The organism is Variovorax paradoxus (assembly GCF_030811855.1).
Lineage (GTDB): Bacteria > Pseudomonadota > Gammaproteobacteria > Burkholderiales > Burkholderiaceae_C > Variovorax > Variovorax paradoxus_L.
Window position 1 is genome coordinate 18440 of the sequence record NZ_JAUSRN010000012.1, and the last position, 21803, is coordinate 40242.

Sequence of the window (21803 nt, forward strand, 5' to 3'; positions counted from 1 at the left end):
GGCACCGATCCCGGCACCCGCCCACACAAGGAGCAACTGATGAACAGCACCACAGCCAGCAAGAAAGACAAGTCCCAGGTCGTGCCGCGTGCGGCCGAGATCGTGCGCGAATACGGGCCCTTTGGCGGTGACGGCAGCGTGGCCGGCGTGACCCACGACGGCCAGCGCGTCTGGGCGGCCGCGGGGACGAAGCTGGTCGCCTTCGATCCGGCGAGCGGCGAGTCCACGCGCACCCTCGATTGCGTCTGCGATGCAGGCACCGCCTTTGACGGCACCTATCTCTACCAAATTGCCGAGGCGCGCATCGACAAGATCGATCCGGCCAGCGGCAAGGTGCTGTCGTCGATCCCCGCGCCCGGCCACGGGGGCGACTCGGGGCTGACCTGGGCCGAGGGCAGCCTGTGGGTCGGGCAGCATCGCGATCGAAAGATCCATCAGATCGATCCGGTGAGCGGCGCAGTGTTGCGCACCATTGAATCGAACCGCTTCGTCACCGGCGTGACCTGGGTCGACGGTGAGCTGTGGCACGGCACCTGGGAAAACGACGAAAGCGAACTGCGCCGCGTCGACCCCGCCGACGGCGCCGTGCTCGAGCGCCTGGAGATGCCGCGCGGCGCCAACGTGAGCGGGCTTGAGTCCGACGGGGCCGACCTCTTCTATTGCGGTGGCGGCGGCAGCGGCAAGGTCCGCGCCGTGCGGCGTCCGAGAGCCGTCAAGGCCTGAGCGGCCCACCAGCATCCCGGCGCGCAAGGTGGCGGCACCCGCGCGCTGACAACCCCCTTTCGGCTTGCTTGCCGAAGACGAGCGCGCCGGCCACCAGGCGGGTGGAGCCGCGCATGAACGAAACCCGCGTACGGCTCATCGAGCCCAAGGAGAAACGCATGAACACCGCCGTTGCCGAGACCCCCATCGCCAGCCATCCTGTCGTGTCGAAGGACCGATGGTTCGCCCAGCGAAAGGCGCTACTGGCCCGCGAAAAGGAGCTGACTCACCTGCGCGACCAGATTGCCCGCGAGCGCCGCGCACTGGCGTGGACCCGCGTCGAGAAGAGCTACGTCTTCGACACACCCGAGGGCCCGCGCGCACTCGCAGACCTTTTCGAAGGCCGCCGCCAGCTGCTGGTGCAGCACTTCATGCTCGGCCCCGATTGGGAGCAAGGCTGCCCGAGCTGCTCCTACATGTCCGATCACCTGGACGGGATGAAAGTGCACCTGGAGAACCGCGACCTGACGCTGCTGGTGGTCTCGCGCGCGCCGCTGGACCAGATCGAGCGCTTTCGCCGCCGCATGGGATGGCAGTTCAAGTGGGTGTCTTCGCATGGCAGCGACTTCAACTACGACTTCAACGTCAGCTTCAAGCCGCAGGAGTGGGCGGAGGGCAAGGGCGAGGTCTATTACAACTACAGCGTGCGGCCGTTTCCGGCGCAAGAGGCGCCCGGCATTAGCGTGTTCTACAAGGACGACGCGGGCGAAGTCTTCCACACCTACTCGACCTATGAGCGCGGCGTAGAGGCCATGATGGGCACCTACAACCTGCTCGATCTCACGCCCAAGGGAAGGGACGAACCCAACCCGGTCCATGCGATGGACTGGGTGCGGCACCATGACCGCTACGAGTCCTCGGCGCCGGCTGCGAAGCCGGCGGCCGCGGCGGGCTCGTGCTGCCACGGATCCGATTGAACCTGTCCTCGAAAGCGTCTCATGGCAAACCTTTGGCCATGGCTCGTGGTGGCAGGGATCGGGGCCCTTCACGGCCTGAACCCCGCCACTGGCTGGATGTGGGCCGCGGCCTGGGGTGTGCGCTCACGCGACCGCACGCAAGCCTTGCGGGCCCTGGCGCCGATCGCCATCGGGCACGCCGCCTCGGTGGCGCTCGTGGCCGCGGCGGTGGCCTTCGGCCTGTCGATGGACCGCGTCGTGCTGCAGATTTCGGCCGGCGTGCTGATCGTCGTCTTCGCGGCGCTTCACTTGTCGAGCCGCACACCGCGTGCGGCGCGCGCGCCGGCCGGTCACGTCGGGATGGCGCTCTGGTCCTTCATGATGGCCACCGCGCACGGCGCCGGCCTCATGCTGGTGCCGGCGCTGATCCCGTTGTGCATGGGTGACGCCTCAGCCCGCGAGGTCGGCGCATCGGGCTCGCTGCTGCTGGCGTTCGCGGCGGTCGGCGTTCACACCGCGGCCATGCTGGCCGTGACCGGTGCGATCGCGTTCGGTGCTTGCCGCTGCTTCGATGCGGGGGGCCGCTGGCTGTCGAGGCTCAGGCGGAGGCTGTCAGCTGCGGCAGCGCATCGCTTTTGAAAGGCTGCAACTGCTGTCGACTCGCCATCGAGAGCGCCGCCTTCAGCTGCAGCTGAGGCGGGCAAGCGTCTTGCCCGCACCAGCCACCGCAGGCAGCGTCTGCTTCACGCAAGCCGGGTCCTGCGCCGTGTACGCGTAGGGGATGCTCACCGGGAACACGGCAGTCGTGATCCAGTCGGTCGCGTCGCGCGTCGGAGAGGACGAGCTGGCCACCCAGGTGATCCCGAAGGTGCTGAAGTCGGCCGGTGTCTTGATGTTGTTGTTGCGCAGTTCCCAGAAGCCGATGGCCGAGCTGTCGCGCGAGGTCACGGGGTTCTGCGCGTTCTCGAAGTAGTTGCCTTCGATCAGCGAGAAGCCACCCATGCGAATGTTGGCACCCGACGTGGCCACGCCGCTGTACAGGTTGTTGTAGAGGTGCGTGTAGCCGCCGCGCTGCAGCGGCAGGCGTGAGCCGACGTTCTCGTAGACGTTGTGATGGAAGGTGATGAAGCGGTCGCTGGAATCACTGTCGCTCGAACCGATGAGGCCGACCTTGTGGTGATCGTGGATGTGGTTGTAGGAATAGGTGATGTGGTGCGCGCCCGCCTTGTTGTCGAGCAGGCCGTCGAACTCCAGGTCGCCTGCGCCCGAGCACTCCTTCAAGCTGCTGAACAGCGTGTTGTGGTCGATCCAGATGTGGCCGGGAAACTTGCCGCTCTGTCCCTCGATGCCGATCGCATCGATCGAACCCGGCAGCAGGCCGATCGTCATGTTGCGGATGATGATGTTGGTGGCATCGGCCTTGATGGCCAGCCCGAAGTTGGCCGACGAGTTGTTCGTGCCCTCGATGGTGATGTTGCTTTTGTCCTCGATATCGACGATGGCGCCCGCCGGCAACTTCCACTGCGTGCAGGCATCGGTGATGCTGGCGAAATCGAACGTTCCGTTGTAGCGGATCACGAGCCCACCGTTGCCGGTGTAGCCGTCAATGGCAGCCTGCATCTGCGCCGCGCTAGACACCGTGATAGCCGCGACCTTGCCGCCTCCGGTGACCTCGCCGGCAAACCCGCCGCTCAGGCTGTCTGAGGTGAGCGCAGGTCCTGGCCCGGTCGCAGGTGCAGGTGCTGGTGCTGGTGCTGGTGCTGGTGCACTGGCAGTTTCAGGAGCCGGAGCCAGAGTAGGCGCAGGAGCTGCAGCAGGAGACGCGGTGAATGCGGATGCAGCGGCCACCGGGGGCAAGCCCGTCCCGCCGCCACCACCACCGCCACCGCCGCAGGCCACCAGTACGAACGGCGCCAACAGAGCACCCGCAGCGCGCGACCGGTGGCTTCTTTGCTTCATTTTCTTCATGGGATTTTCTGTGTTGATGCCCCGCATGGAATGACGACTGTCTAAGCGGGAGACCACGTCGATACGCACGCTGCATGCCGGCAATGCATTTCGATTTCTTGTCGTCGATGTGGACGCAATTTGTCGGAAACAGTCGAGGTTTCGATGGAAGGGGCGGCCGGCGCGACCCCGCGACGACAATTTGTGTCTCTTTGTGACAAAACAAAGCAGTGGGAAGGCGCTGCTTCAGCGCCCTGCGAAACTCGGGGCCCCGTCAAGGGGCCCGAAGTGCTCTCAAGTGGCTGTTCGCGTCGGTAGCGCCAGCCGCGGCTTGCCGAGCACTTGAGTCGCCACCCGAGACGCGAACCGCCGCGTCAAGAAGCGCACACCGAAGCACGACAGCTTGTTGAACAGGCCAGGCACAACCGTGCGCTCGCCGCGCAGCATCGCGCGGATCGCCGTGTGCGCCACAAACTCCGCGCTTTTGGTCGATGCGTTCGCGATCCACGAGTAGTCGCCCCCGCCGGATGCGGCGTGAAACGCAGTTTCCGTGCCGCCAGGACAGATGCAGGTCACCGAAAGCGAGGTGCCGCGGTGCTCGTCATGGAGACCTTCGCTGAAGTTGCGGACGAAGGCCTTCGACGCGGCGTACAGCGCCATGTTCGGCACTGACTGGTACGCGCCGGTCGACGCGATGTTCACCATGTGTGCGGGTGCTGTGCTTGCCTTGCGCGCGTCGACGAAGCACCGCGCGAGCGCGACGAGCGAGGTCATGTTGAGCTGGACGAGTTCCGCGTCGCGCGCCCAGTCGACCTCGTCGAAGCGGCGGAAATAGCCGAACCCGGCGTTGTTGATCAGGATGTCGATGGGCCCGCCGGCGGTCGCTGCGTCCCACAGCGCACGCGCAGCATCGGGCTGGCCGAGATCTGCGGTGACGATCTCGACCTTCACGCCCTTGCAGGTCGCAGCGACCGCGTCGAGTGCGTCGCGGCGCCGCGCCGTCAACACGAGATCAACGCCGAGCGCCGCGAGCTCACGCGCGATGGCCGCGCCAATGCCGCTGGACGCGCCGGTCACCAGCGCGCGCTTGCCAATGCTGGCGGTTGTGTGTGTACTCAAATCACCTCCTGGGTCGACTTACTCATGCGTTGACGTCAACAACGGTGCGGCCCTGAACTTGTCCTGCGAACATTCGCTCAACGACTGCGGGCACCTCGGCAAGGCCAACCACATGTGTCGTTCGCGCGAGCTTGTCCAGATCCAGGTCCCGCGCCAAACGTGACCAAGCCTCGATGCGCACCTGTTGGGGTGCATTGACCGAATCGATGCCGGCCAGCGTCACATTGCGCAAGATGAAAGGCAGCACCGAGGCCGGAAGATCCATGCCCTGAGCCAGGCCGCAAGCGGTGACCACGCCTCGATAGTTCGTCTGTGCCAGCACATTGCCCAGTGTGTGGCTGCCGACGGAGTCGACGGCGCCGGCCCACCTTTCTTTGGCTATCGGCGCCCCCGGTTCCGAAAGCGTGCGGCGGTCGATGATCTCGGCGGCCCCCAGGCTGCGCAGATACTCGCTTTCCTCCAGTCGCCCCGTGGAGGCAACGACCCGGTAACCGAGACCGGACAGGAGCGCGATGGCGATGGAACCGACGCCGCCATTGGCGCCCGTCACGAGAACGTCGCCATGCTGAGGCGTGAGCCCGCCGTGCTCAAGCGCCAGCACAGACAGCATCGCCGTGTACCCCGCCGTTCCGATGGCCATTGCGTCTTTGGTGGACAAGGCTGCCGGGAGCTTGACCAACCACTCACCTTTCACGCGCGCCTGCTGCGCATAGCCACCGTGATGGGTTTGGCTCAGGTCCCAGCCATTGGCGACGACGCGGTCTCCAGCGGCGATGCCAGGGTAGGAAGAAGTCTTGACCGTGCCGGCGAAGTCGATGCCGGGAATCAACGGGAATCGGCGAACGACCTCCGCACGGCCGGTGATGGCCATCGCGTCCTTGTAGTTCACAGTGGAGTAATCGACGTCGACCAAGACGTCCCCGGGCATGAGGTCTTGTTCACTCAGCGAGACCACGCTGGTGGTGATCTTGTCACCCGTCTTGTTGGCGAGCAGTGCTTGGAATGTCATCGTCTTCTTTCAGGTGGAGTGTTGTTGAGAATCAGTGGTTGATATGTCGCATGATGTTCGTCATATTTTTGAACGAGCAAAAATCGATGGGTGTCAATGGCCTCAGGCAATGGGCAGGTGTTTCAAGGCAGCCTCGCGCAGGCTGTCCGATAGCGCAGGCTCGTCGACGACGCGGGCCAACAGCAAGGTGCCGACCATGGTGGCGACGGTCACGAGGGCGCGTTCGTGAACACCGCCCTGTCCCCAATCTGGCGATTGGCGGGCCACAAGATCGACCATTTCCTTGATGTACCGGGTGGTCACGCGCCGGACTTCGGGTGTTTGGCGCACGGTTTCCGAGCCCAGGGCGACCAGGGGGCACCCTAGCTCCACCTGCGCCAGGTTTTCTCGCGAGAGATAGGCGTGGAGGATGTAGGTCAAAGCCTGTTCCGGGGGCACCCTGGCCACCGCGTTTGCCGCTATGGAGGCCGAGTCGATACAGGCGCGCGCCGCTGCTTCCGCCAGCATGGCCTCGCGCGAGGCGAAGTGGGCGTAGAAGGCGCCATGGGTCAGGCCGGCCTCTTTCATGATTTCGGCCACTCCCGTTCCCTCGTAGCCGCTGCGGCGGATTGCCCGTGCTGCAGCGGACACGATGCGCTCGTGGGAGGCTTCCTTGGCTGCTGTCCTGACGGCGTGCTTCGCATGTCGCATGATGTTCATCATACACATGATCAAGAAAATATGTGCTGCGATTTGTGGGCGGCACCCCGGACCTATCTCGCCTTCGACAACACGCAGCTACAGCAGCGGGCCACTCAGGACGATGCCACGGCCGTCGAAGCCTTTGGGCGACGCCGCACGTCGGCGTCCGCCTCATGCAGGTCCCTGGAGGTGTTTCTCAACACGCGAGGTGTTGCGCCCGAGCAAGACTTCACCGCATGTCAGAAAGCCACCGTGTGTTCGGCGGCAGTCCGGCATTCTCTGCTTATTCGTCAGGGAGATAATTGACTATTATTCGTTAACGAGATAAAGTGCAATTATTCGCATCAAGAATAATTTGCATGCAATACCCCTTGTCGAATCCGGTGCAGCTGGCTCACCTTCTCATGTCCGCCCGCAAGGCGAAGGGCCTGACGCAAGCCGCAGCGGCGGCGCGCGTGGGCATCAGCCAGAGCCGCCTGTCGGTGCTTGAAACCGATCCCTCATCGCTGACGTTCGAACAGCTGCTCGCCTTGATGAGCCTGTACGAACTGCGCGTGGCGGCGCAGGACAAGCGCCCGGCCAGTGCACCGGGGAGCTGGTGACATGGGCAGGAAATCCCACGCCCAGATGCTCTCGATCTGGGCCAACGGCTTGCGGGTCGGCACCTGGCGTATTCCGGCGCGCGGCGCGGTCGAACTCCAATATGACCGGTCCTGGAAAGATTCGCCGGCTGGCCGGCCGCTGTCGCTCTCGCTGCCCTTCGGCGTCGACGACGCGCCGCTCAGAGGCGAGCGCGTGCAGAACTATTTCGACAACCTGCTGCCCGACAGCGACGCCATCCGCAAGCGCATCGCGAGCCGGTTCGGCACAGGCTCGGTCGATCCCTTCGACTTGCTGAGAGCCATCGGACGCGACTGCGTCGGTGCCGTCCAGTTGCTCGAAGAGGACGAAACACCGGGCAACGTGCAAGGTATCGACGCCACAGCGCTCCGCGACAAAGACATCGAACAGCTCCTCGAGCAGACGGTTTCTTCCTCGGCCTTCGGCGCGAACGTCGACGAAGACGACTTCCGCATCTCGCTGGCCGGTGCGCAAGAGAAAACCGCGCTGCTGCGGCACAAGGGAAAGTGGCTGCGCCCCCATGGCGCGACGCCCACCACGCACATCCTCAAACTTCCCCTGGGCCTGGTGGGCAACAGGAAGATCGATCTCGGCACCTCGGTGGAGAACGAGTGGCTGTGTCTCAACATCCTTCGGGAGTTCGGGCTGCCGGTCGCGCAGACCGACATCCACACCTTCGGCCGGCAGAAGGTGTTGAGTGTCACGCGCTTCGACCGCCAGCTGCATCCCGACGGCAACTGGTATCTGCGGCTTCCGCAAGAGGATTTCTGCCAGGCCCTGGGCGTGCCGCCCCACGCCAAGTACGAGGCCGACGGAGGCCCCGGCGTCGAGCACCTCGCCCGCATCCTGCGGCAATCGGAAAATGCCGAGGCCGACTTGCGCACGCTGCTCACCACCCAGATCCTGTTCTGGATGCTGGCCGCACCCGATGGCCATGCCAAGAACTTCAGCCTGCACTTGCTCGCCGGCGGCCTGTTCAGGATGACGCCGCTGTATGACGTGATGTCCATCTGGCCCGCGACCGGCGCCGGCCCCAACCAGTTCAACTGGCACCGCGCCAAGCTGGCCATGGCCATCAAGGGCAAGAACCGGCACTACCTGATGAAGGACATTCAGCGTCGGCACTTCAATGCCATGGCGGCCAAGTGCTTCTTCACGCCTTCGGCGGAACCGATCATCGAGCGCATCCTGGAGCAGACGCCCGCCGTCATAGACAAGGTGGCGGCCGCCCTGCCCCGCGGCTTTCCGGGCCACGTCAGCGACGGCATCCTGAATGGGCTGCGCGGGTCTGCAAAACAACTCGCGGGGATGGCGGCGGGCTGACTTTTTGGGCGGCTTTCTTCGTCATGCAACTGGCCGGGTCGATGAATCCGTTAGAGAGCATCTACCTGGGTGGAGCAACGGCGACTCCGCGCAGCCCAGCCCCCTTGATCGCGGCCGCCACCAGGTTCGCTGACTTCGCCTCTTCGACGTATTTGGCGACGTACATGGCCGCGGCAGCATTGCGCCCCTTGGGCACGCCCATGCCGATCGGCTCGACCACGATCCGGCCGTCGAGAACTCGCGAGCCCGGCCGGCTCGTCGCTCCGGCGAAGAGGGCCGTCTTGGTGGCGGCAATCACTTCGACCTTTCCGGTATCCAGCAAAGCGAAGTTTTCGGCAGGGCTATTGACTCGGACCAGCTCGGCGTGTTCCAAGGCCTTCGACAGGTGGAGTTCTGCGCCGGATTTTTCGAGCACTCCGATCCGGATTCCCGCCTTGTCCACGTCCGCCGCCGTGGCGACCGGGACTCCGGCGCGGACGAGGTAACCCTGTTCGACTTCCATGTAAGGCGCTGAGAAATCCATCGCCGCCGCCCGCTCGGCATTGATTCCGGACATTGCGACGTCCCATTCGCCGGACTTCGCACCGCCGATCAGCGCGGGAGGGTTGGAATACGCGACCGCTTGGAACGGCACGCCAACGCGGCGCGCGAGCTCCTTTCCGAGATCGACGGCGACGCCTGTGAGTTCGCCGGTCGCTGAATCCTTGGTTGCATAAATCGGCCCCAGGAGAAATGCGACCCGAAGCGTGCCCGTTGGTGCCACGGCGGCTCTCGTCTCCTGGTTCACTCCCCCCTGCATCCCCATTCCCGCGCAGCCCCCAATACACAGCCCGACAACCGCTGGCCTTATCCAGTTACGAATTTGCATGGTGCGCTCCTCTGAAATCACGGCTCTCCGACGCAAGCCGCGCATCGCGGCGGGCAGCCGTCAAATCACATCATCCACGCAGGACCTCTTCTCTAGCGCCTGGTTGAACTTCGATTGTTCCGATGACGGCCAGCTTTGCCATGACACGTACCTCTCGATCAAAGGCAGAGCGCCAGTGTGCCGAAAATCTCGCTCAACTCCAACTAAACAGTGACGCGGCGGACTCTGCCGGAGGACCGCTCCTGGGCCGGTCACGGCGGGTCAATTTGGAACCTAGATCAAGAGCTGGCGGATCATCCTCAATGCACTTCGGTCTGTCCATTCTGAGCAGATCGGGAACTGTTGACATGCTGGAGGCTCTGATTCGTGCGCAGCGCCATTGAGCTGCCCCTAACGGAGAAAACACATGGGACGATGGATCAGAGCGAACAAAGGATTTTTAGTGTTCTTGTTGTGTTTCGGCGTCTTTCGTACCGCCGTTGCCGATTGGAACCCTATCCCCTCGGGCTCCATGCGGCCCAACCTGCTCGAAGGTGACGTAGTGTTCGTCAATCGTTTAGCCTACAACGTTAAGGTGCCGCTGACCGACGTTGTGCTGGCCCACATTGGGGAGCCGCAACGCGGCGACGTCGTGACCTTCTCATCGCCGCGAGACGGCACGCGCCTCATCAAGCGGCTGGTGGCCGTCCCGGGAGATGTGGTGGAGATGCGCGACGAGGTGCTCTTCATCAACGGCGAGGCAGCTCGCTACGTCGCTCCAGAAGGGCTTCAAGAGACCGTGGCCCCGGGCCGCACCATCGGCGCGACGCGCCTGACCGAACGGGTGCAGGGCAATGAGCGCCGCGTGCAGTGGTTGCACGGCATTGCTGCGCGCAGCAGCTTCGCGCCCCTCGTTGTACCAGCGGGGGAATACCTAATGCTGGGCGATAACCGGGACGACAGCGCCGATTCGCGCTACATCGGTCTAGTACCGCGCCATCTGCTCATTGGCCGAGCGCTCCGCATCCTTGTCTCCGCCGACATAAAGCGCGATTGGATGCCCCGGTTAGAGCGATTCGGTCAAAGGCTCTAGCGACTAACTGAGGTTCGGCGCCTTCGCTCGAGATCCTTCCGTCATGGAGACCTCTACCGAGCAAGGTGGTTACAACGGCCGATGTGCGAACGAATAGCGGCAGCAGTCAGGAGGCGTTCTGCCATGTCCCGGGCCTGACGGGCACCATTGTGGAAATCTGTGAGGCGCGCCTCAGCGCGCCAAAGATTTCTTCATGGAAGCCAGGTAGAAGCCGGGCGCATAGTCGTCGATGCGCGCGTACTCCTCGTAGCCGTGCTTCTTGTAGAACGCGGGCGCCTGCCACTCGAAGGTGTCAAGCTTCGCATTCGTCGCGCCCAACGCGATGGCCTGCCGCTCGGCCTTGGCCAGCAGGCGGCTGCCCACGCCCGAGCCGCGTACGTCGGCTTCGACAAACAGTACTTCGATGTTGAGCCAGTAGAGAAATACGAAGCTTCGCAGCCCGCCAAGCAACCGGCCATTCCCATCCTTGGCGTTGAGCCGGATGTACTGCTGCTCGGGATACTCGCCGACGAAGCCGTAGTTGTAGTGGCGCAGCTTGCGGCCGAGCTCGCCGGAGCGGAGTTCTTCGGGCGTGGCGTCGGCGATGGCGATGTTGTCCATTCAAGATGGCCGGGCAATGGGTGGGGGGTGGCCCTCATTCTGCCGTGCAAGCGCCGGTCGCTTCGCTCAAATGTCGACTCGGAATCTCAACTCGGGTGAACCACCCAGTTCGAGTCGCTTCTTGAATTCCTCGACCAATACGCCGCCGTTCGCCCGAATAACCTTTTGCGACGCGAAGTTGTCCGGACTGGTCGTGATTTCCACATAGGTCAGGCCCTCGTTGGCGGCATCCAGAAGTAGCGAGCCCAATGCCTGTGTCGCATAGCCTTGCCCGCTCTTCCATGGAACGACGCCGTACCCGATGTGGCCCAAGCAATAGTCAGGCAAGCAATTTGTACCCGGCTGCCAGCGAAGGCCGATGCTGCCGCAGAACTCCCCGTCCCACATCCAGCGGAGGTATCCCGGAAGTCGGGGGACGGTAGTGCCGTCGGGAAGCTTGACCGGAGCACCTTTTGCTTCTCGGTCCACCAAGCCATCGAGAAAGCCGGCAGCGTCGGCTCGAATTGCCGAAAGCTCTTCCTGCGCGGCTTCAGGCCGAAGATTGTTGGGCGACCATCCGCGTTCGAGCGCCGAGACATAGCTGGGAAGGTACTCCCTCGACGGCCAGACGAGCTGCATTGCTGAGTTCAGTTGAAGTAGAAGCTATTCAATCTGGTGTGGAGCCGAAGTGCCTCCTAGTGGCCGGTGGCAGTGTCATCGCGATCCTTTGCCGGCTTAGCTATCGCCCCGTCTACAGGCTTCGTTCCCAGGCGCGCATCCCCTGATTCCATGTGTGAAGGCGCTCGTCCAATGCTTCTCCCCCGGCGCCCGAACTGGTGGCCAAGAGCTGGTCGAGCAGGATCTGCTGATCGGTGCTGAGCTGTTGTGGAAATATCGGCACCAGCGTGACCAGGTGGTCGCCACGCGTGCCGCGGCGCTGCACCGGGAAGCCCTGGCCCTTCAAGCGGTAAGAGAGCTGGTCGCGGCTCAGTTGCAGCCCATGGAAGCCGGTGACGGTCGGCACCTTGACCTGCCGATTGGCGATCCATGCGAACCCGTCGACCGGCATCTCGCATCGAATGGTGCCGTCGTCGTCGAGCTTGAAGAACGCGTGCTCCGACACTTCGACGCGAATCTCGACGTCAGCGGGAGGGCCTTCGGCGCGCACGCGCCGCCCGTCCACATGGAGCAGATCGCCATCGCGCACTCCGTGCGGAATGCGCACGTTGATCTTGTAGCCGCGCGGTGCCATCTTGCCGGCTCCGCCGCACGCCGCGCATGGCTGCCTTGCGATACCGCCGCCCAAGCAAGCCTCGCACTCGGCCACGCCGGCGGGCCAACCGAAAAAGGAGCGCTTCGGGATCGCGCCCGACCCGCCGCACCGAGCGCAATTGCCGCCCAGCACCTGGTGCCCAGCGCCCGCGCAGGTGGCGCAGATGTCGGTGACCTTGCCCCGAAGTACCTTGATGCAACCGACGGCCGCTTCTTCCAGAGTCATCCTGACCTTGCGGTGCAGGGTTCGGCGCTGCCGTTGTGTGTCGGCCGCATGGGATGCCGCCGCCGTAGCTTGGTCGGCGCCGAAGCCGTCGGGGGTGTTGTTGTCCGGTGCGCCGGCCGTGTCGACGTCGGCGTTCGCCTGGGCACCGAATCCGGCGCGGCGGATCTCTTCGAATGCCTGGTTGATGCGCTGCATCTTGGCAACAGCACCGTCGCTGTCATTGCGGTCCGGATGCCATTGCGAGGCCAGCCGGCGCCATGCCGCCTTCACCTCGCGCTCGGTCGCGTCAGGTGCCAATCCCAATTCGGCGAAAGCGTTCTCGGTATCCAAATCAATAAACCTTGTCCAGGGAAGCCGTCCACGATGGCACGTGGAGGCGGCGGCCTGTCAGCGTGAATGTTATCCGAGGGATCGGCATGCAAGCCGTGTGCCACGCGCGGCGAGGCCGCTCACTCCCTGATCGCGGCACTCCAGAATGCATTCGCCGCCTTCCCCAAGAGCTCACTGTCTCGATAGAGCCTGATTTCCAGCGGAACGGCCCACTCGCTGCTCGCTGCGGCGACAAGGCGCCCTTGGCCGATGTCTTCCTCCACGAGGGTCTGCGGCAGCCATGCGATGCCCCTGCCGTCCAGCGCCATCGTCCTGAGGACCGAGGCGAGATGGGCGGTGAAAACGACCTGGACAGACAGCGACTCCAACCGCCGGCTGACCAGGGCACGCATGATGCGTCCCAGCCCGGATTCCTCGGTGTACGAAAGCACCGGTACGGCCGATGCGCCCTTGCGTGACAGCTGATGCAGCGGCTTGCCAGAGTCATCGGGCGCGGACACTGCAATCAGCAAATCCCCACCGATCCGCACTGACCTGTACGGGTCTGCATCGAGCGCGCCATGCGCTTCAGAATGCGCGTGGCTCAGTACGAACTGAACCTTGCTTTGCAGCATCAGCGATTCGCAACGCTGAAGGACGTCGGACATGAGCTGCACTGGCCCCAGCGTAATGCTCGACTCAAGGCTGCGAATCCATCGCGGCAGGAAAGTCATGGAAAGCGCATGCGTGCACGCAATGCGCAGGGTGACCGAACTGGCCTCCGCAATCTTCCTGGCGTCGCCCGGCACACGGGCTACCCTCGCGGTCAATTCGTGCGCCACGCCAGCAAACCATTCGCCAACTTCGGTGAGTGTGGCGGGCTGAGTGCTGCGGTCGAACAAGTCGGCGCCGATCCACTCCTCCAACGCCCGAATGCGACGGCTGAATGCGGGCTGGGAGCTATGGCGCTCATCTGCCGCGCGCGAGAAGTTCCCTGTTGCCGCCAGCGCCAGGAAGTCATCAAGCCAGATCAGGTTCATGTCCGGTTCGTCCAGCGCATAGAAGTTGAGAAATTGAACATTGGCCGAAAAAGAGGGCATGGCCGACCATTCAGTCTCCCACTCACCCCTCTGGAGACAACCGTGAAGATCGTCGAAATCCGCGAGAAGACCATCCCCATCAGCTCGCCCATCCGCAACGCCTACATCGACTTTAGCAAGATGACGCTGAGCCTGGTCGCGGTGATCACCGACGTGATCCAGGGCGGCAAGCCCGTCATTGGCTACGGCTTCAACTCGAACGGCCGCTACGGCCAAGGCAAGCTGATGCGCGAGCGGTTCATCCCGCGCATCATGGAAGCGAATCCGTCGTCCCTCGTCGACGACAGCGGCAACAACCTCGATCCACACAAGATCTGGAACACGATGTTCACCAACGAGAAGCCGGGCGGCCATGGCGAGCGCTCGGTGGCCATTGGCACCATCGACATGGCGGTGTGGGACGCGGTGGCCAAGATCGAAGGCAAGCCGCTGTTTCAATTGCTGGCCGACCGCTATGGGGACGGCAAGCCCAACCGCAAGATCTTCGTCTACGCGGCGGGCGGCTACTACTACCCGGGGCAGGACCATGGGAAGCTCAAGGACGAGATGCGCAGCTACATCGACCGCGGCTATACCGTCGTGAAGAAGAAGATCGGCGGCGCCTCGCTTGACGAAGACCTGCGCCGCATCGACTCGATCATGGAAGTACTGCAAGACGGCCAGAAGCTCTGTGTTGACGCCAATGGCCGCTTCGACCTGGAAACCGCGATTGCCTATGCCAAGGCGCTGTCGCAGTACGACCTCTTTTGGTACGAGGAGCCGGGCGATCCGCTGGACTTCGAATTGCAAGCCGCCCTGCGCAATTTCTACAAGAACCCGATGGCCACGGGGGAAGACCTTTTCTCGATGCAGGATGCGCGCAACCTGATCCGCTACGGCGGCATGCGCCCGGACCGCGACTGGCTGCAGTTCGACTGCGCGCTCAGCTACGGCCTGGTCGAGTACCTGCGCACGCTGGAGATGTTGAAGGAACATGGCTGGTCGGCCAGCCGCTGCATCCCGCACGGCGGTCACCAGATGTCGCTGAACATCGCGGCCGGCCTTGGCCTCGGCGGCAACGAGTCGTACCCCGACCTGTTCCAGCCGTTCGGCGGCTTCCCGGATGGCGTGAAGGTCGAGAACAGCTTCGTGACCCTGCCTGACTTGCCGGGGATCGGCTTCGAGGGCAAGGCCGATCTGTACCGCGAAATGCAGGCGCTTTCAGCCTGAAACAGATGGCCCAACAAGGAGACAACACCATGAAAAGCATTTGGCGCTACGCCGCTGGCATCGGCCTGCTCGCTTCGGCCACGGTGGCCTCTGCAGACTTCCCGGACAAGCCCGTCACGCTGGTTGTCCCATTCGCGGCCGGCGGCCCGAGCGACAAGATCGCCCGCGACCTGGCCGAGGCACTGCGCAAGCCACTCGGCCAGACCGTGATCGTCGACAACGCTGCCGGTGCGGGCGGCACGATCGGCTCGGCCAAAGTGGCGCGCGCCACGCCGGATGGCTACACGCTGCTGGTGCATCACATCGGCATGGCAACCGCGCCGGCGTTGTATCGCAAGCTCGCTTACAAGGTGCCCGATGACTTCGAAATGCTGGGCCTGATCAACGAAGCCCCTTCGGTGGTGATCGGCAAGCCGAGCCTGGAAGCCAACAGCTTCGCGGACCTGCGCAAGTGGATTGCTGCGAACGGAGGAAAGGTCAACCTGGCCCATGCAGGGCTGGGCTCCGCGTCGCACCTGTGCGGCTTGATGTTCCAGAACGCCTTGAAGACCAGCATGACCCCGGTGCCCTACAAGGGAACCGCGCCAGCCATGACGGACCTCATTGGCGGGCAAGTCGATCTCATGTGCGAGCAGGCCACCAACGCCGTTCCGCAGATCGAGGGCAAGAAGGTCAAGGTCTACGGCATCACAAGCCTGAAGCGCCTGCCGCTGCCATCGCTCAAGGACACCGCCACGCTGTCGGAGTCCGGGCTCAAGGACTTCGACGTGCAGGTCTGGCACGGTTTGTATGCCCCCAAGGGGACGCCGCCTGCGGTGTTGGAGAAGCTGAACGCGGCGCTTCGCACCGCCTTGAAGGATCCGGAACTCATCAAGCGTGAAGAGGCGCTGGGCCTCACGGTGGTGAATGACGACCGCTTGTCCGCGGCCGGCCACAAGAAGTTCGTGGAATCGGAGAAGGCCCGCTGGTCGAAGGTCATCAAGGACGCCGGCGAATACGCCGACTGACTGACGAAGTGCCTACGCGTACTTCAAGAGAATCCTCGAAAAGGCTGCCGGCGCCAAGCGCGGAATATCGTGTGCGCAGTCGAGGCGATGCGTATCCCATTCAGGGTCCAGGCGCAGACGCTCGTACAGATCAGTGAACGGACTTCCTTCCCAGCCGAATGCGGCGATGAGGGCCTTAGTCCGAACGTTGCGCCAATTGCCGGTCAACTTGATCGCCTGCAAGAAAGTGGCGATCGGATGGGGGCGGCATCGGCTGTCGAGATGGCCCGGCGGCGCGCAAGTCAAACCATCCGCGAGCGCGCCCGCGATGAACCGCTCCCGATAGTTCGAGGTCGTAAGCGACCAAACCGATGCGCCGTCGTCCGGCACGTAGGCATCGGCGTAAATGATCGCCTTGATGCGCGATGGCTCCTTGTCCGCCGCGCCGGTGATGACCATGCCTCCATACGAATGACCGACAAGAATGGCCTGCGTATTGCGCCCGCGAACCGCTAGAACCACCTCGTCGATATGCCGTTCGAGATTGGCTCCATGCGCAGGCTCATCACCCAGCCCTGACAGAGTGAGCGGCTGAACTTCATGGCCTTCACTTGATAGCGCATGGCTGACGGCATCGAATGCCCAGCCTCCGTGCCAACCACCTGGCACCAAGATGAATCTTGCCATCCAAGTTTGTCCTCTCTAATGCGGCAACGGAGCAAGCGCTGAGCGGAACCATGATCGTCGTGAAATGGGACGCCTGCGCCAATTTCAGCTTGTGGCCAACTGTAGCCAATGTAGCGACTGAGGCAACCGAATCGCCCTGAATCTAGCGTTCGCCTGAATGCGCAGGTCCTGGCGCCTTGGAACTCAGATCTGCCTGTTGCTTCAAATGGGCGAACACGGGCCCCAGGACGCGACGCGATTGGATCGGTGTGAAGAGATGCATCTCGTAGCGCGGAAGAGCCTCGCGTAGTCGCAGGGGCACGATCTGGCCCTTCGCTGCACTGTCCAGCAGGGCTGGGTGAGGAAGCACGCCGAGCAAGTCGCTGTCGATCATCAGGTGCAGAAGGCTGGCGTAGTCCGGGCACGAGACGGCTACGCGTGGCGGCCTCATCCGCCGGACGGCGAAGGCTTCATGCAGTACGTCCACGGGCCCGCTCACGCTGGGTCCGACGATGGCCCAGGACGCTGCTTGCAGTTCTGCCAGCGACTGCGCCTTGACCAAGGGATGAGCGCGATGGGCGTAGGCCTGCGGCGCAAGCTGGTAGAGCGGCTGGGTGGCCAAGCCGGCGCTAACGTAGCCGCGGGGCTTCGGGGAAATTACAAGGTCGAGTTCGCCAGCTTGCAACCTGACAAGCAGGCGCCCTTCGTCAGCGCTGGACATGTCGAGGCGCCGACGGGGATGGCCGTGGCACCAGGCAGCGTACAAGGAGGGGCCGCAGACCAAGGCTGCAGATGGGGTCACCCCAACGCGCAGCGTGTCGCGGTGGTGCGGGCTGGCACTCGTCGCCGAAAGTGCGTCGATCCGCTCGGCGAAATCCATGCTCTTCAGGGCCGCCTGCAACGCCGCCTCGGTGGGCAGCACGCTGCGCCCGGAGGGCACGAACAGCGGCGCGTCGAACTGTCGCTGGAGCTGCTTTATGCCGTGGCTGATCGCTGGCTGCGACACACCTCCTGCCCGCGCCGCCGCAGCGAAGCTGCCGTGCTCGATCACCAGCCTGAGGTATTGCAGGTACCGCAGATTCATAAACAGCCTTTATAGATTGGCTGCCATTCTGACTTGTCTGCGGACTCAGTGTCTGGAACTATTCGCTCCTTGGACTGACAAGGAGTCATGAATGAGCCAACTTCAACTGGAAACGGTGCGCACCTACCTGCGCCTTTTGCATGCGAGCGATACGGCGGGACTGATTTCCACTTTCGAGGACGATGGCGTCGTGCACTCCCCGTTTCTCGGCACCATGAAGGCACGCGACTTCTTTCCCAAACTGGCACAGGCCTCGAGCCGAAGTGTGATCACGCTGATCGATCTGTTCGCGTCGGCGCAACCCGCGGATGACACGGTCCGCGTGGCGGCCTACTTCCGCTACGACTGGACACTCAGCGATGGGAGGCTGGTCGACTTCACCTGTGTAGACGTGTTCGGCTTCCGTCTGGGCAGCGACCGCATCAACAGCATGCACATCATCTACGACACGCATCCGCTGCGCGAGCGGGTGGGTGACAAGTACGCGCCAAACCCTGTGCTCAATGCTTGAGCCAGCAGCTCGCGGGACGGTTCAGCGAACCCCCATCGCCTGGTCGAGCGACAGGCGGCCGCCGCCGCGGCCCACCAGGTACAGCAGCAGCGCAGCCCATGAGAGGTGCGTCGGCCACGCGTCCGGGTAGACGAAGACCTGGATCACCAGTGTCATGCCCAGGAGCGCGAGCGCCGACAGGCGCGTGAAAAGCCCGAGCACCAGCAGCAGCGGGAACAGGTGTTCCGAGTAAGCCGCCAGGTGCGCCGCAATCTCGGGCGGCACGAAGGGCAACTTGTATTCGGCGCGGAACAACTCGTAGGCACTGTCGGTGAGTGTCAGCAAGCCCTCGACCTTGGTGCGGCCCGAGTAGAAGAAGATCGCCGCCACGCCAACGCGCGTGGCCAGTGCCAGCGCGTCATGGCTCACGATGCGTGTGAGCCGCTCGGCCAGGCCATTCCAGCGCGCGCGAAGGCCATCACTGCTGCTGCTCTCGATGGGCGCGGGGGTCTGAAGGTGGGTGGTCATGGTGCTCTTTCGTTAATCGCGGACGAGGCGGATGTGTCGGTGAAGGCGCCGGCGCGCAGCAGGCTTGCAAAGACGGCCGAGATGTCCGCCTCGGGGTCGGCCGCCAGCGCGTGTTCCGCCGCGTCGGCAAGGCTCGACCCGCCTGCACACGCGTCGAGAAAGGCGCAGCCGGCCCGAGTGATCTCGTGCCAGTTGACTTTGTCATGCGGCCGCGTCAGCAATGCGCCCTCGCCCCGCCAGTTCAGCTCTTCGTCCAAGTCAGCCTGCCGGCGATTGCGCTCCCAGATGCTGTAGACCGGCTGCGCATCGAACCAGGCCCAGCGCGCAGCTGGATGCGGCGCGAGTGCCAGTCCGGCAATCTGGTCGGGGGGGTGCTGTGCGATCCATGCGACGTCGGCAGCCGGTGCATCCGATGCGGCATGGGCTTCGCGCCAGAGGATGTCGAGTTGCGCGACGCCGGGCAGGTAGACGAGTTCCGCGGCCGGTTCGAAGCCGCGTAAAAAATCGGGAAAGCCGCCGCCGTAGTGCAGCAGGCGCCCGTCGCGCGGTACATCGGCGGCCACGTAGAGTGCGGCGGCAGCGCGAAACCACTCCTCGCCCACCAGCTGCGCCACCGTCGGAAAGTTGGCCTGCAATGCATCGATGCAAGCCTTCATCACGGTATTGCGATATACCGCGAAAGCCGGCTGCGCGGCGAGTGCCCGCACCGCCGGATGTATGGCTTGAGACGGATCGAACAAGGCCACTGCAAACGCTTGCTGGAAGGCGCCGTGCGGCGTGTTCATGCCGTGGCCTCCTGCGATGCACGCTGCAGTTCTGCGGCGGCGCATTCCTGTTCGGCCATGAGTTCTTCGAACGCCGGCACGTTGCCGTCACGCTCGATGAGCGAGGGGCGGGCACCGGCACGTTCGATGAAACGCCGGTACAGCTGCCAGACCTCCGGCGCAATGGGCGCGTCGTGGGAATCGATCAGCAAGGCATCGCCCAGCGTAGGGTCGGCCGTGTGGCCCGCGAGATGGATCTCGCCGACAAGCGCCTGCGGAAAACGATCGATCCAGTCCGCGGCGGAAAAACCGAGGTTGCGTGCGGACACATACACGTTGTTGATGTCGAGCAGCAGCTTGCAGTCGGTGCGCCGCGACAGCTCGGCGAGAAAATCGATCTCGTCCCATTCGTGGCCGTCGATGTGCAGGTAGTGCGATGGGTTCTCGATGGCGATCTCGGTGCCCAGCGCGTCCTGCGCGCGCGCAATGTTGGAGGCGATGCGGTGCAGCGCTGCGGTGGTGCGCTGAAACGGCAGAAGATCGGGAAAGTACTGGCCGTTCCACGTCGACCACGCCAAGTGCTCCGAGATCAAGGCGGGCTGGATACGCCGGACAAGTTCAGCCAGCCGCTCAAGATGCGCGGCGTCGGGTTCCGCTTCTCCCGCGAGCGAGAGCGAGACGCCATGCAGCGACACCGGATGGCGCGAGCGGATCGCTTCGAGCCATCCGATGCGAGGCCCGCCCGCCACCATGTAGTTTTCGGGGTGCACCTCGAACCAGAGGCCCTCGGCGCGCGCGCCGAGCGCGGCCTCGTAGTGCTCCGGCTTGAGGCCGACGCCGGCCGCAAGAGTGCGAGACATGGCGGCTTGCGCAGTGCGTCGTCGATCAGGACTTGATCGGTGCCAGCGAGCCCATGCCCTTGGGCGTCTTGATCGTGGTGCAGGTGCCGGCCGGCACGTTCTTCCAGGCGTTGCCTTGGTAGTCGACCTTGGAGGTGCCCGCACAGGTGGTGCCGGGGCCGGCGGCGCAGTCGTTCTTGCCGGCCATCGAGACGCCGTAGCACTTTTCCATCGTGGCCATCTTGTCGGCCATGGGTTTGTCTTGCGCCATGGCGGAGCCGGCGGCAAGGGCACCCAGCGCAAGGGCGGTGATCGCGAAAGAACGATTGATCATGGATGAACTCCGAAGATTGATTGAGATTGCAACCACGCCCTAATGCGCGGTCACTTGCTAGTTCGCAAGCTGCGCTGCCGGGGTTACAGCGCCGCGCACGATCGGCCAGATTTTTTTGCCGCCAGCCATGGCTTGCTCATCCACGTGCCACGGATCATTGGAACGATGAGCAGGTTCAGAAAAAACGGTACCGTCGCACCCGCGCTCACCCGCCGGCAATGGGACGAACCGGCAGCGCATTCAGCGGAATGCGCAGGTAGCACACGCCGTTGTCATCCGCAGGCGGCAGCCGGCCGGCGCGCACGTTCACCTGAATCGACGGCAGGATGAGCGTTGGCACATCGAGCGTGGCGTCGCGCGCGAGGCGCATGGCCACGAACTCGTCCGCGGTGATGCCGTCGTGCACATGGATGTTGCGCGCGCGCTGCTCCGCCACCGTGGTCTGCCACTTGGCGCGCCGCGACGCGGGCGGGTAGTCGTGGCAGACATACATCGGCGTCTCGGGCGGCAGATCGAGCAGCCTTCGCATCGATGCATACAGCTGATAAGCATCGCCCCCGGGAAAGTCGGCCCGTGCGCTGCCCAGGTCCGGCATGAAGAGCGTGTCGCCGACGAACGCCGCGCCGCCGATCAGATACGCCATGTCGGCGGGCGTGTGTCCCGGCACGAGGATGGCCGTGGCTTCGATCGCTCCGATGCGGAAGGTCTCGCCGTCTTTGAACAGATGGTCGAACTGGCTGCCGTCCGGCAGGAAGCTGCGCTCCAGGTTGTAGAGCTTCTTGAAGGTGGCCTGCACCATGCGGATGTTCTCGCCAATGGCGATGCGCCCGCCGACCCGCGATTGAAGGTAGCCGGCCGCCGATAGGTGATCGGCATGCGCATGGGTTTCCAGGATCCATTCGACCTGCAGCCCATGCTCCGCCACGCAGGCCAGCACCCGGTCGGCGCACGCGGTGCCGGTGTGGCCCGACTTGAAGTCGTAGTCGAGCACCGGATCGATCACGGCGGCTTGCAAGGTGGCCGGGTCCCATGCGAGGTAGGACACGGTTCCGGTCTTGGGGTCGAAGAAGGCCTGGACGGAGGCGGTCGTGTTCATTGGGCACCTCGCGGTTCGATCGG

The 21803-nt window shown here is 64.0% G+C and carries 25 protein-coding genes; 9 read left to right on the forward strand and 16 right to left on the reverse strand.

Annotated elements, in window-relative coordinates; translation table 11 throughout:
- Window positions 1-39: 39 nt before the first annotated feature.
- The 3 genes from J2X92_RS20890 (at window position 40) to J2X92_RS20900 (ending at window position 2297) form a co-directional block, all read left to right on the forward strand.
- Window positions 40-723 carry a Vgb family protein gene (locus J2X92_RS20890; protein WP_307578352.1) on the forward strand — a complete coding sequence of 228 codons (684 nt, stop codon included), beginning with the start codon at window positions 40-42 and terminating at the stop codon, window positions 721-723.
- Between the two features lie 158 nt (window positions 724-881).
- Window positions 882-1679 (forward strand): DUF899 domain-containing protein, encoded by a 798-nt coding sequence (locus J2X92_RS20895; protein ID WP_307578643.1) that lies wholly within the window; start codon window positions 882-884, stop codon window positions 1677-1679.
- 21 nt (window positions 1680-1700) lie between these two features.
- Entirely contained in the window at window positions 1701-2297 is a 597-nt protein-coding gene (locus tag J2X92_RS20900) for a hypothetical protein (RefSeq protein ID WP_307578353.1), read from the forward strand.
- 42 nt (window positions 2298-2339) lie between these two features.
- On the opposite strand, the gene J2X92_RS20905 is transcribed toward J2X92_RS20900, so the two are convergent.
- The 4 genes from J2X92_RS20905 to J2X92_RS20920 form a co-directional block, all read right to left on the reverse strand.
- Window positions 2340-3278 carry a pectate lyase family protein gene (locus tag J2X92_RS20905; protein WP_307578354.1) on the reverse strand — a complete coding sequence of 313 codons (939 nt, stop codon included), beginning with the start codon at window positions 3276-3278 and terminating at the stop codon, window positions 2340-2342.
- 621 nt (window positions 3279-3899) lie between these two features.
- Window positions 3900-4682 (reverse strand): SDR family NAD(P)-dependent oxidoreductase, encoded by a 783-nt coding sequence (locus J2X92_RS20910; RefSeq protein ID WP_307578355.1) that lies wholly within the window; start codon window positions 4680-4682, stop codon window positions 3900-3902.
- Window positions 4683-4746: 64 nt separating this feature from the next.
- Window positions 4747-5733, reverse strand: coding sequence for an acrylyl-CoA reductase (NADPH) (gene acuI, locus J2X92_RS20915; protein ID WP_307578356.1), 987 nt, complete (start codon window positions 5731-5733; stop codon window positions 4747-4749).
- Window positions 5734-5835: 102 nt separating this feature from the next.
- The gene (locus tag J2X92_RS20920) at window positions 5836-6435 is read right to left on the reverse strand and encodes a TetR/AcrR family transcriptional regulator (RefSeq protein ID WP_307578357.1); all 600 of its coding nucleotides are present in this window, start codon (window positions 6433-6435) and stop codon (window positions 5836-5838) included.
- Window positions 6436-6773: 338 nt separating this feature from the next.
- Here J2X92_RS20920 and J2X92_RS20925 point away from each other — a divergent pair, with 338 nt between their 5' ends.
- Both J2X92_RS20925 and J2X92_RS20930 read left to right on the forward strand, forming a co-directional pair.
- Window positions 6774-7016 carry a helix-turn-helix domain-containing protein gene (locus tag J2X92_RS20925; RefSeq protein ID WP_307578358.1) on the forward strand — a complete coding sequence of 81 codons (243 nt, stop codon included), beginning with the start codon at window positions 6774-6776 and terminating at the stop codon, window positions 7014-7016.
- Window position 7017: 1 nt separating this feature from the next.
- Window positions 7018-8358, forward strand: coding sequence for a type II toxin-antitoxin system HipA family toxin (locus tag J2X92_RS20930; protein WP_307578359.1), 1341 nt, complete (start codon window positions 7018-7020; stop codon window positions 8356-8358).
- 61 nt (window positions 8359-8419) lie between these two features.
- Here the strand turns inward: J2X92_RS20930 and J2X92_RS20935 are convergent, their stop codons facing one another.
- Entirely contained in the window at window positions 8420-9226 is an 807-nt protein-coding gene (locus J2X92_RS20935; protein WP_307578361.1) for a transporter substrate-binding domain-containing protein, read from the reverse strand.
- Between the two features lie 406 nt (window positions 9227-9632).
- On the opposite strand from J2X92_RS20935, the gene lepB reads away from it, so the two are divergent.
- Window positions 9633-10298, forward strand: coding sequence for a signal peptidase I (lepB, locus tag J2X92_RS20940; RefSeq protein WP_307578362.1), 666 nt, complete (start codon window positions 9633-9635; stop codon window positions 10296-10298).
- A gap of 171 nt (window positions 10299-10469) precedes the next feature.
- On the opposite strand, the gene J2X92_RS20945 is transcribed toward lepB, so the two are convergent.
- From J2X92_RS20945 to J2X92_RS20960, 4 genes are all read right to left on the reverse strand, one after another.
- A complete protein-coding gene (locus tag J2X92_RS20945; protein WP_307578363.1) occupies window positions 10470-10898 on the reverse strand; it encodes a GNAT family N-acetyltransferase in 429 nt (142 codons plus the stop codon).
- Window positions 10899-10964: 66 nt separating this feature from the next.
- Window positions 10965-11516: a GNAT family N-acetyltransferase gene (locus tag J2X92_RS20950; protein WP_307578364.1), complete on the reverse strand. Its 552-nt coding sequence runs from the start codon at window positions 11514-11516 to the stop codon at window positions 10965-10967.
- Window positions 11517-11628: 112 nt separating this feature from the next.
- Window positions 11629-12705, reverse strand: a complete 1077-nt coding sequence (locus tag J2X92_RS20955) for a DnaJ C-terminal domain-containing protein (RefSeq protein WP_307578365.1) — start codon at window positions 12703-12705, stop codon at window positions 11629-11631.
- A gap of 119 nt (window positions 12706-12824) precedes the next feature.
- The gene (locus J2X92_RS20960) at window positions 12825-13784 is read right to left on the reverse strand and encodes a LysR family transcriptional regulator (RefSeq protein WP_307578366.1); all 960 of its coding nucleotides are present in this window, start codon (window positions 13782-13784) and stop codon (window positions 12825-12827) included.
- Window positions 13785-13826: 42 nt separating this feature from the next.
- Here J2X92_RS20960 and J2X92_RS20965 point away from each other — a divergent pair, with 42 nt between their 5' ends.
- On the forward strand, window positions 13827-14993 hold the full coding sequence (locus J2X92_RS20965; RefSeq protein ID WP_307578367.1) for a mandelate racemase/muconate lactonizing enzyme family protein: 1167 nt from the start codon (window positions 13827-13829) through the stop codon (window positions 14991-14993).
- A gap of 29 nt (window positions 14994-15022) precedes the next feature.
- Window positions 15023-16000: a tripartite tricarboxylate transporter substrate-binding protein gene (locus J2X92_RS20970; protein ID WP_307578368.1), complete on the forward strand. Its 978-nt coding sequence runs from the start codon at window positions 15023-15025 to the stop codon at window positions 15998-16000.
- A gap of 12 nt (window positions 16001-16012) precedes the next feature.
- Here the strand turns inward: J2X92_RS20970 and J2X92_RS20975 are convergent, their stop codons facing one another.
- Window positions 16013-16666 (reverse strand): alpha/beta hydrolase family protein, encoded by a 654-nt coding sequence (locus J2X92_RS20975; RefSeq protein ID WP_307578370.1) that lies wholly within the window; start codon window positions 16664-16666, stop codon window positions 16013-16015.
- A 142-nt stretch (window positions 16667-16808) separates the two neighbouring features.
- Window positions 16809-17729, reverse strand: coding sequence for a LysR family transcriptional regulator (locus tag J2X92_RS20980; RefSeq protein WP_307578372.1), 921 nt, complete (start codon window positions 17727-17729; stop codon window positions 16809-16811).
- 91 nt (window positions 17730-17820) lie between these two features.
- Here J2X92_RS20980 and J2X92_RS20985 point away from each other — a divergent pair, with 91 nt between their 5' ends.
- Window positions 17821-18240 (forward strand): nuclear transport factor 2 family protein, encoded by a 420-nt coding sequence (locus J2X92_RS20985; RefSeq protein WP_307578374.1) that lies wholly within the window; start codon window positions 17821-17823, stop codon window positions 18238-18240.
- Between the two features lie 21 nt (window positions 18241-18261).
- Here the strand turns inward: J2X92_RS20985 and J2X92_RS20990 are convergent, their stop codons facing one another.
- The 5 genes from J2X92_RS20990 to J2X92_RS21010 form a co-directional block, all read right to left on the reverse strand.
- Window positions 18262-18747, reverse strand: a complete 486-nt coding sequence (locus J2X92_RS20990) for a DoxX family protein (RefSeq protein WP_307578376.1) — start codon at window positions 18745-18747, stop codon at window positions 18262-18264.
- Window positions 18744-19532: an HvfC/BufC N-terminal domain-containing protein gene (locus tag J2X92_RS20995; protein WP_307578378.1), complete on the reverse strand. Its 789-nt coding sequence runs from the start codon at window positions 19530-19532 to the stop codon at window positions 18744-18746. The genes J2X92_RS20990 and J2X92_RS20995 overlap by 4 nt, the downstream gene beginning before the upstream one ends.
- Window positions 19529-20371 (reverse strand): MNIO family bufferin maturase, encoded by an 843-nt coding sequence (gene bufB, locus J2X92_RS21000; RefSeq protein WP_307578380.1) that lies wholly within the window; start codon window positions 20369-20371, stop codon window positions 19529-19531. The genes J2X92_RS20995 and bufB overlap by 4 nt, the downstream gene beginning before the upstream one ends.
- Before the next feature lie 25 nt (window positions 20372-20396).
- Window positions 20397-20684 (reverse strand): BufA1 family periplasmic bufferin-type metallophore, encoded by a 288-nt coding sequence (locus J2X92_RS21005; RefSeq protein ID WP_307578381.1) that lies wholly within the window; start codon window positions 20682-20684, stop codon window positions 20397-20399.
- Between the two features lie 205 nt (window positions 20685-20889).
- On the reverse strand, window positions 20890-21780 hold the full coding sequence (locus tag J2X92_RS21010; protein WP_307578383.1) for an MBL fold metallo-hydrolase: 891 nt from the start codon (window positions 21778-21780) through the stop codon (window positions 20890-20892).
- Window positions 21781-21803: the final 23 nt, after the last annotated feature.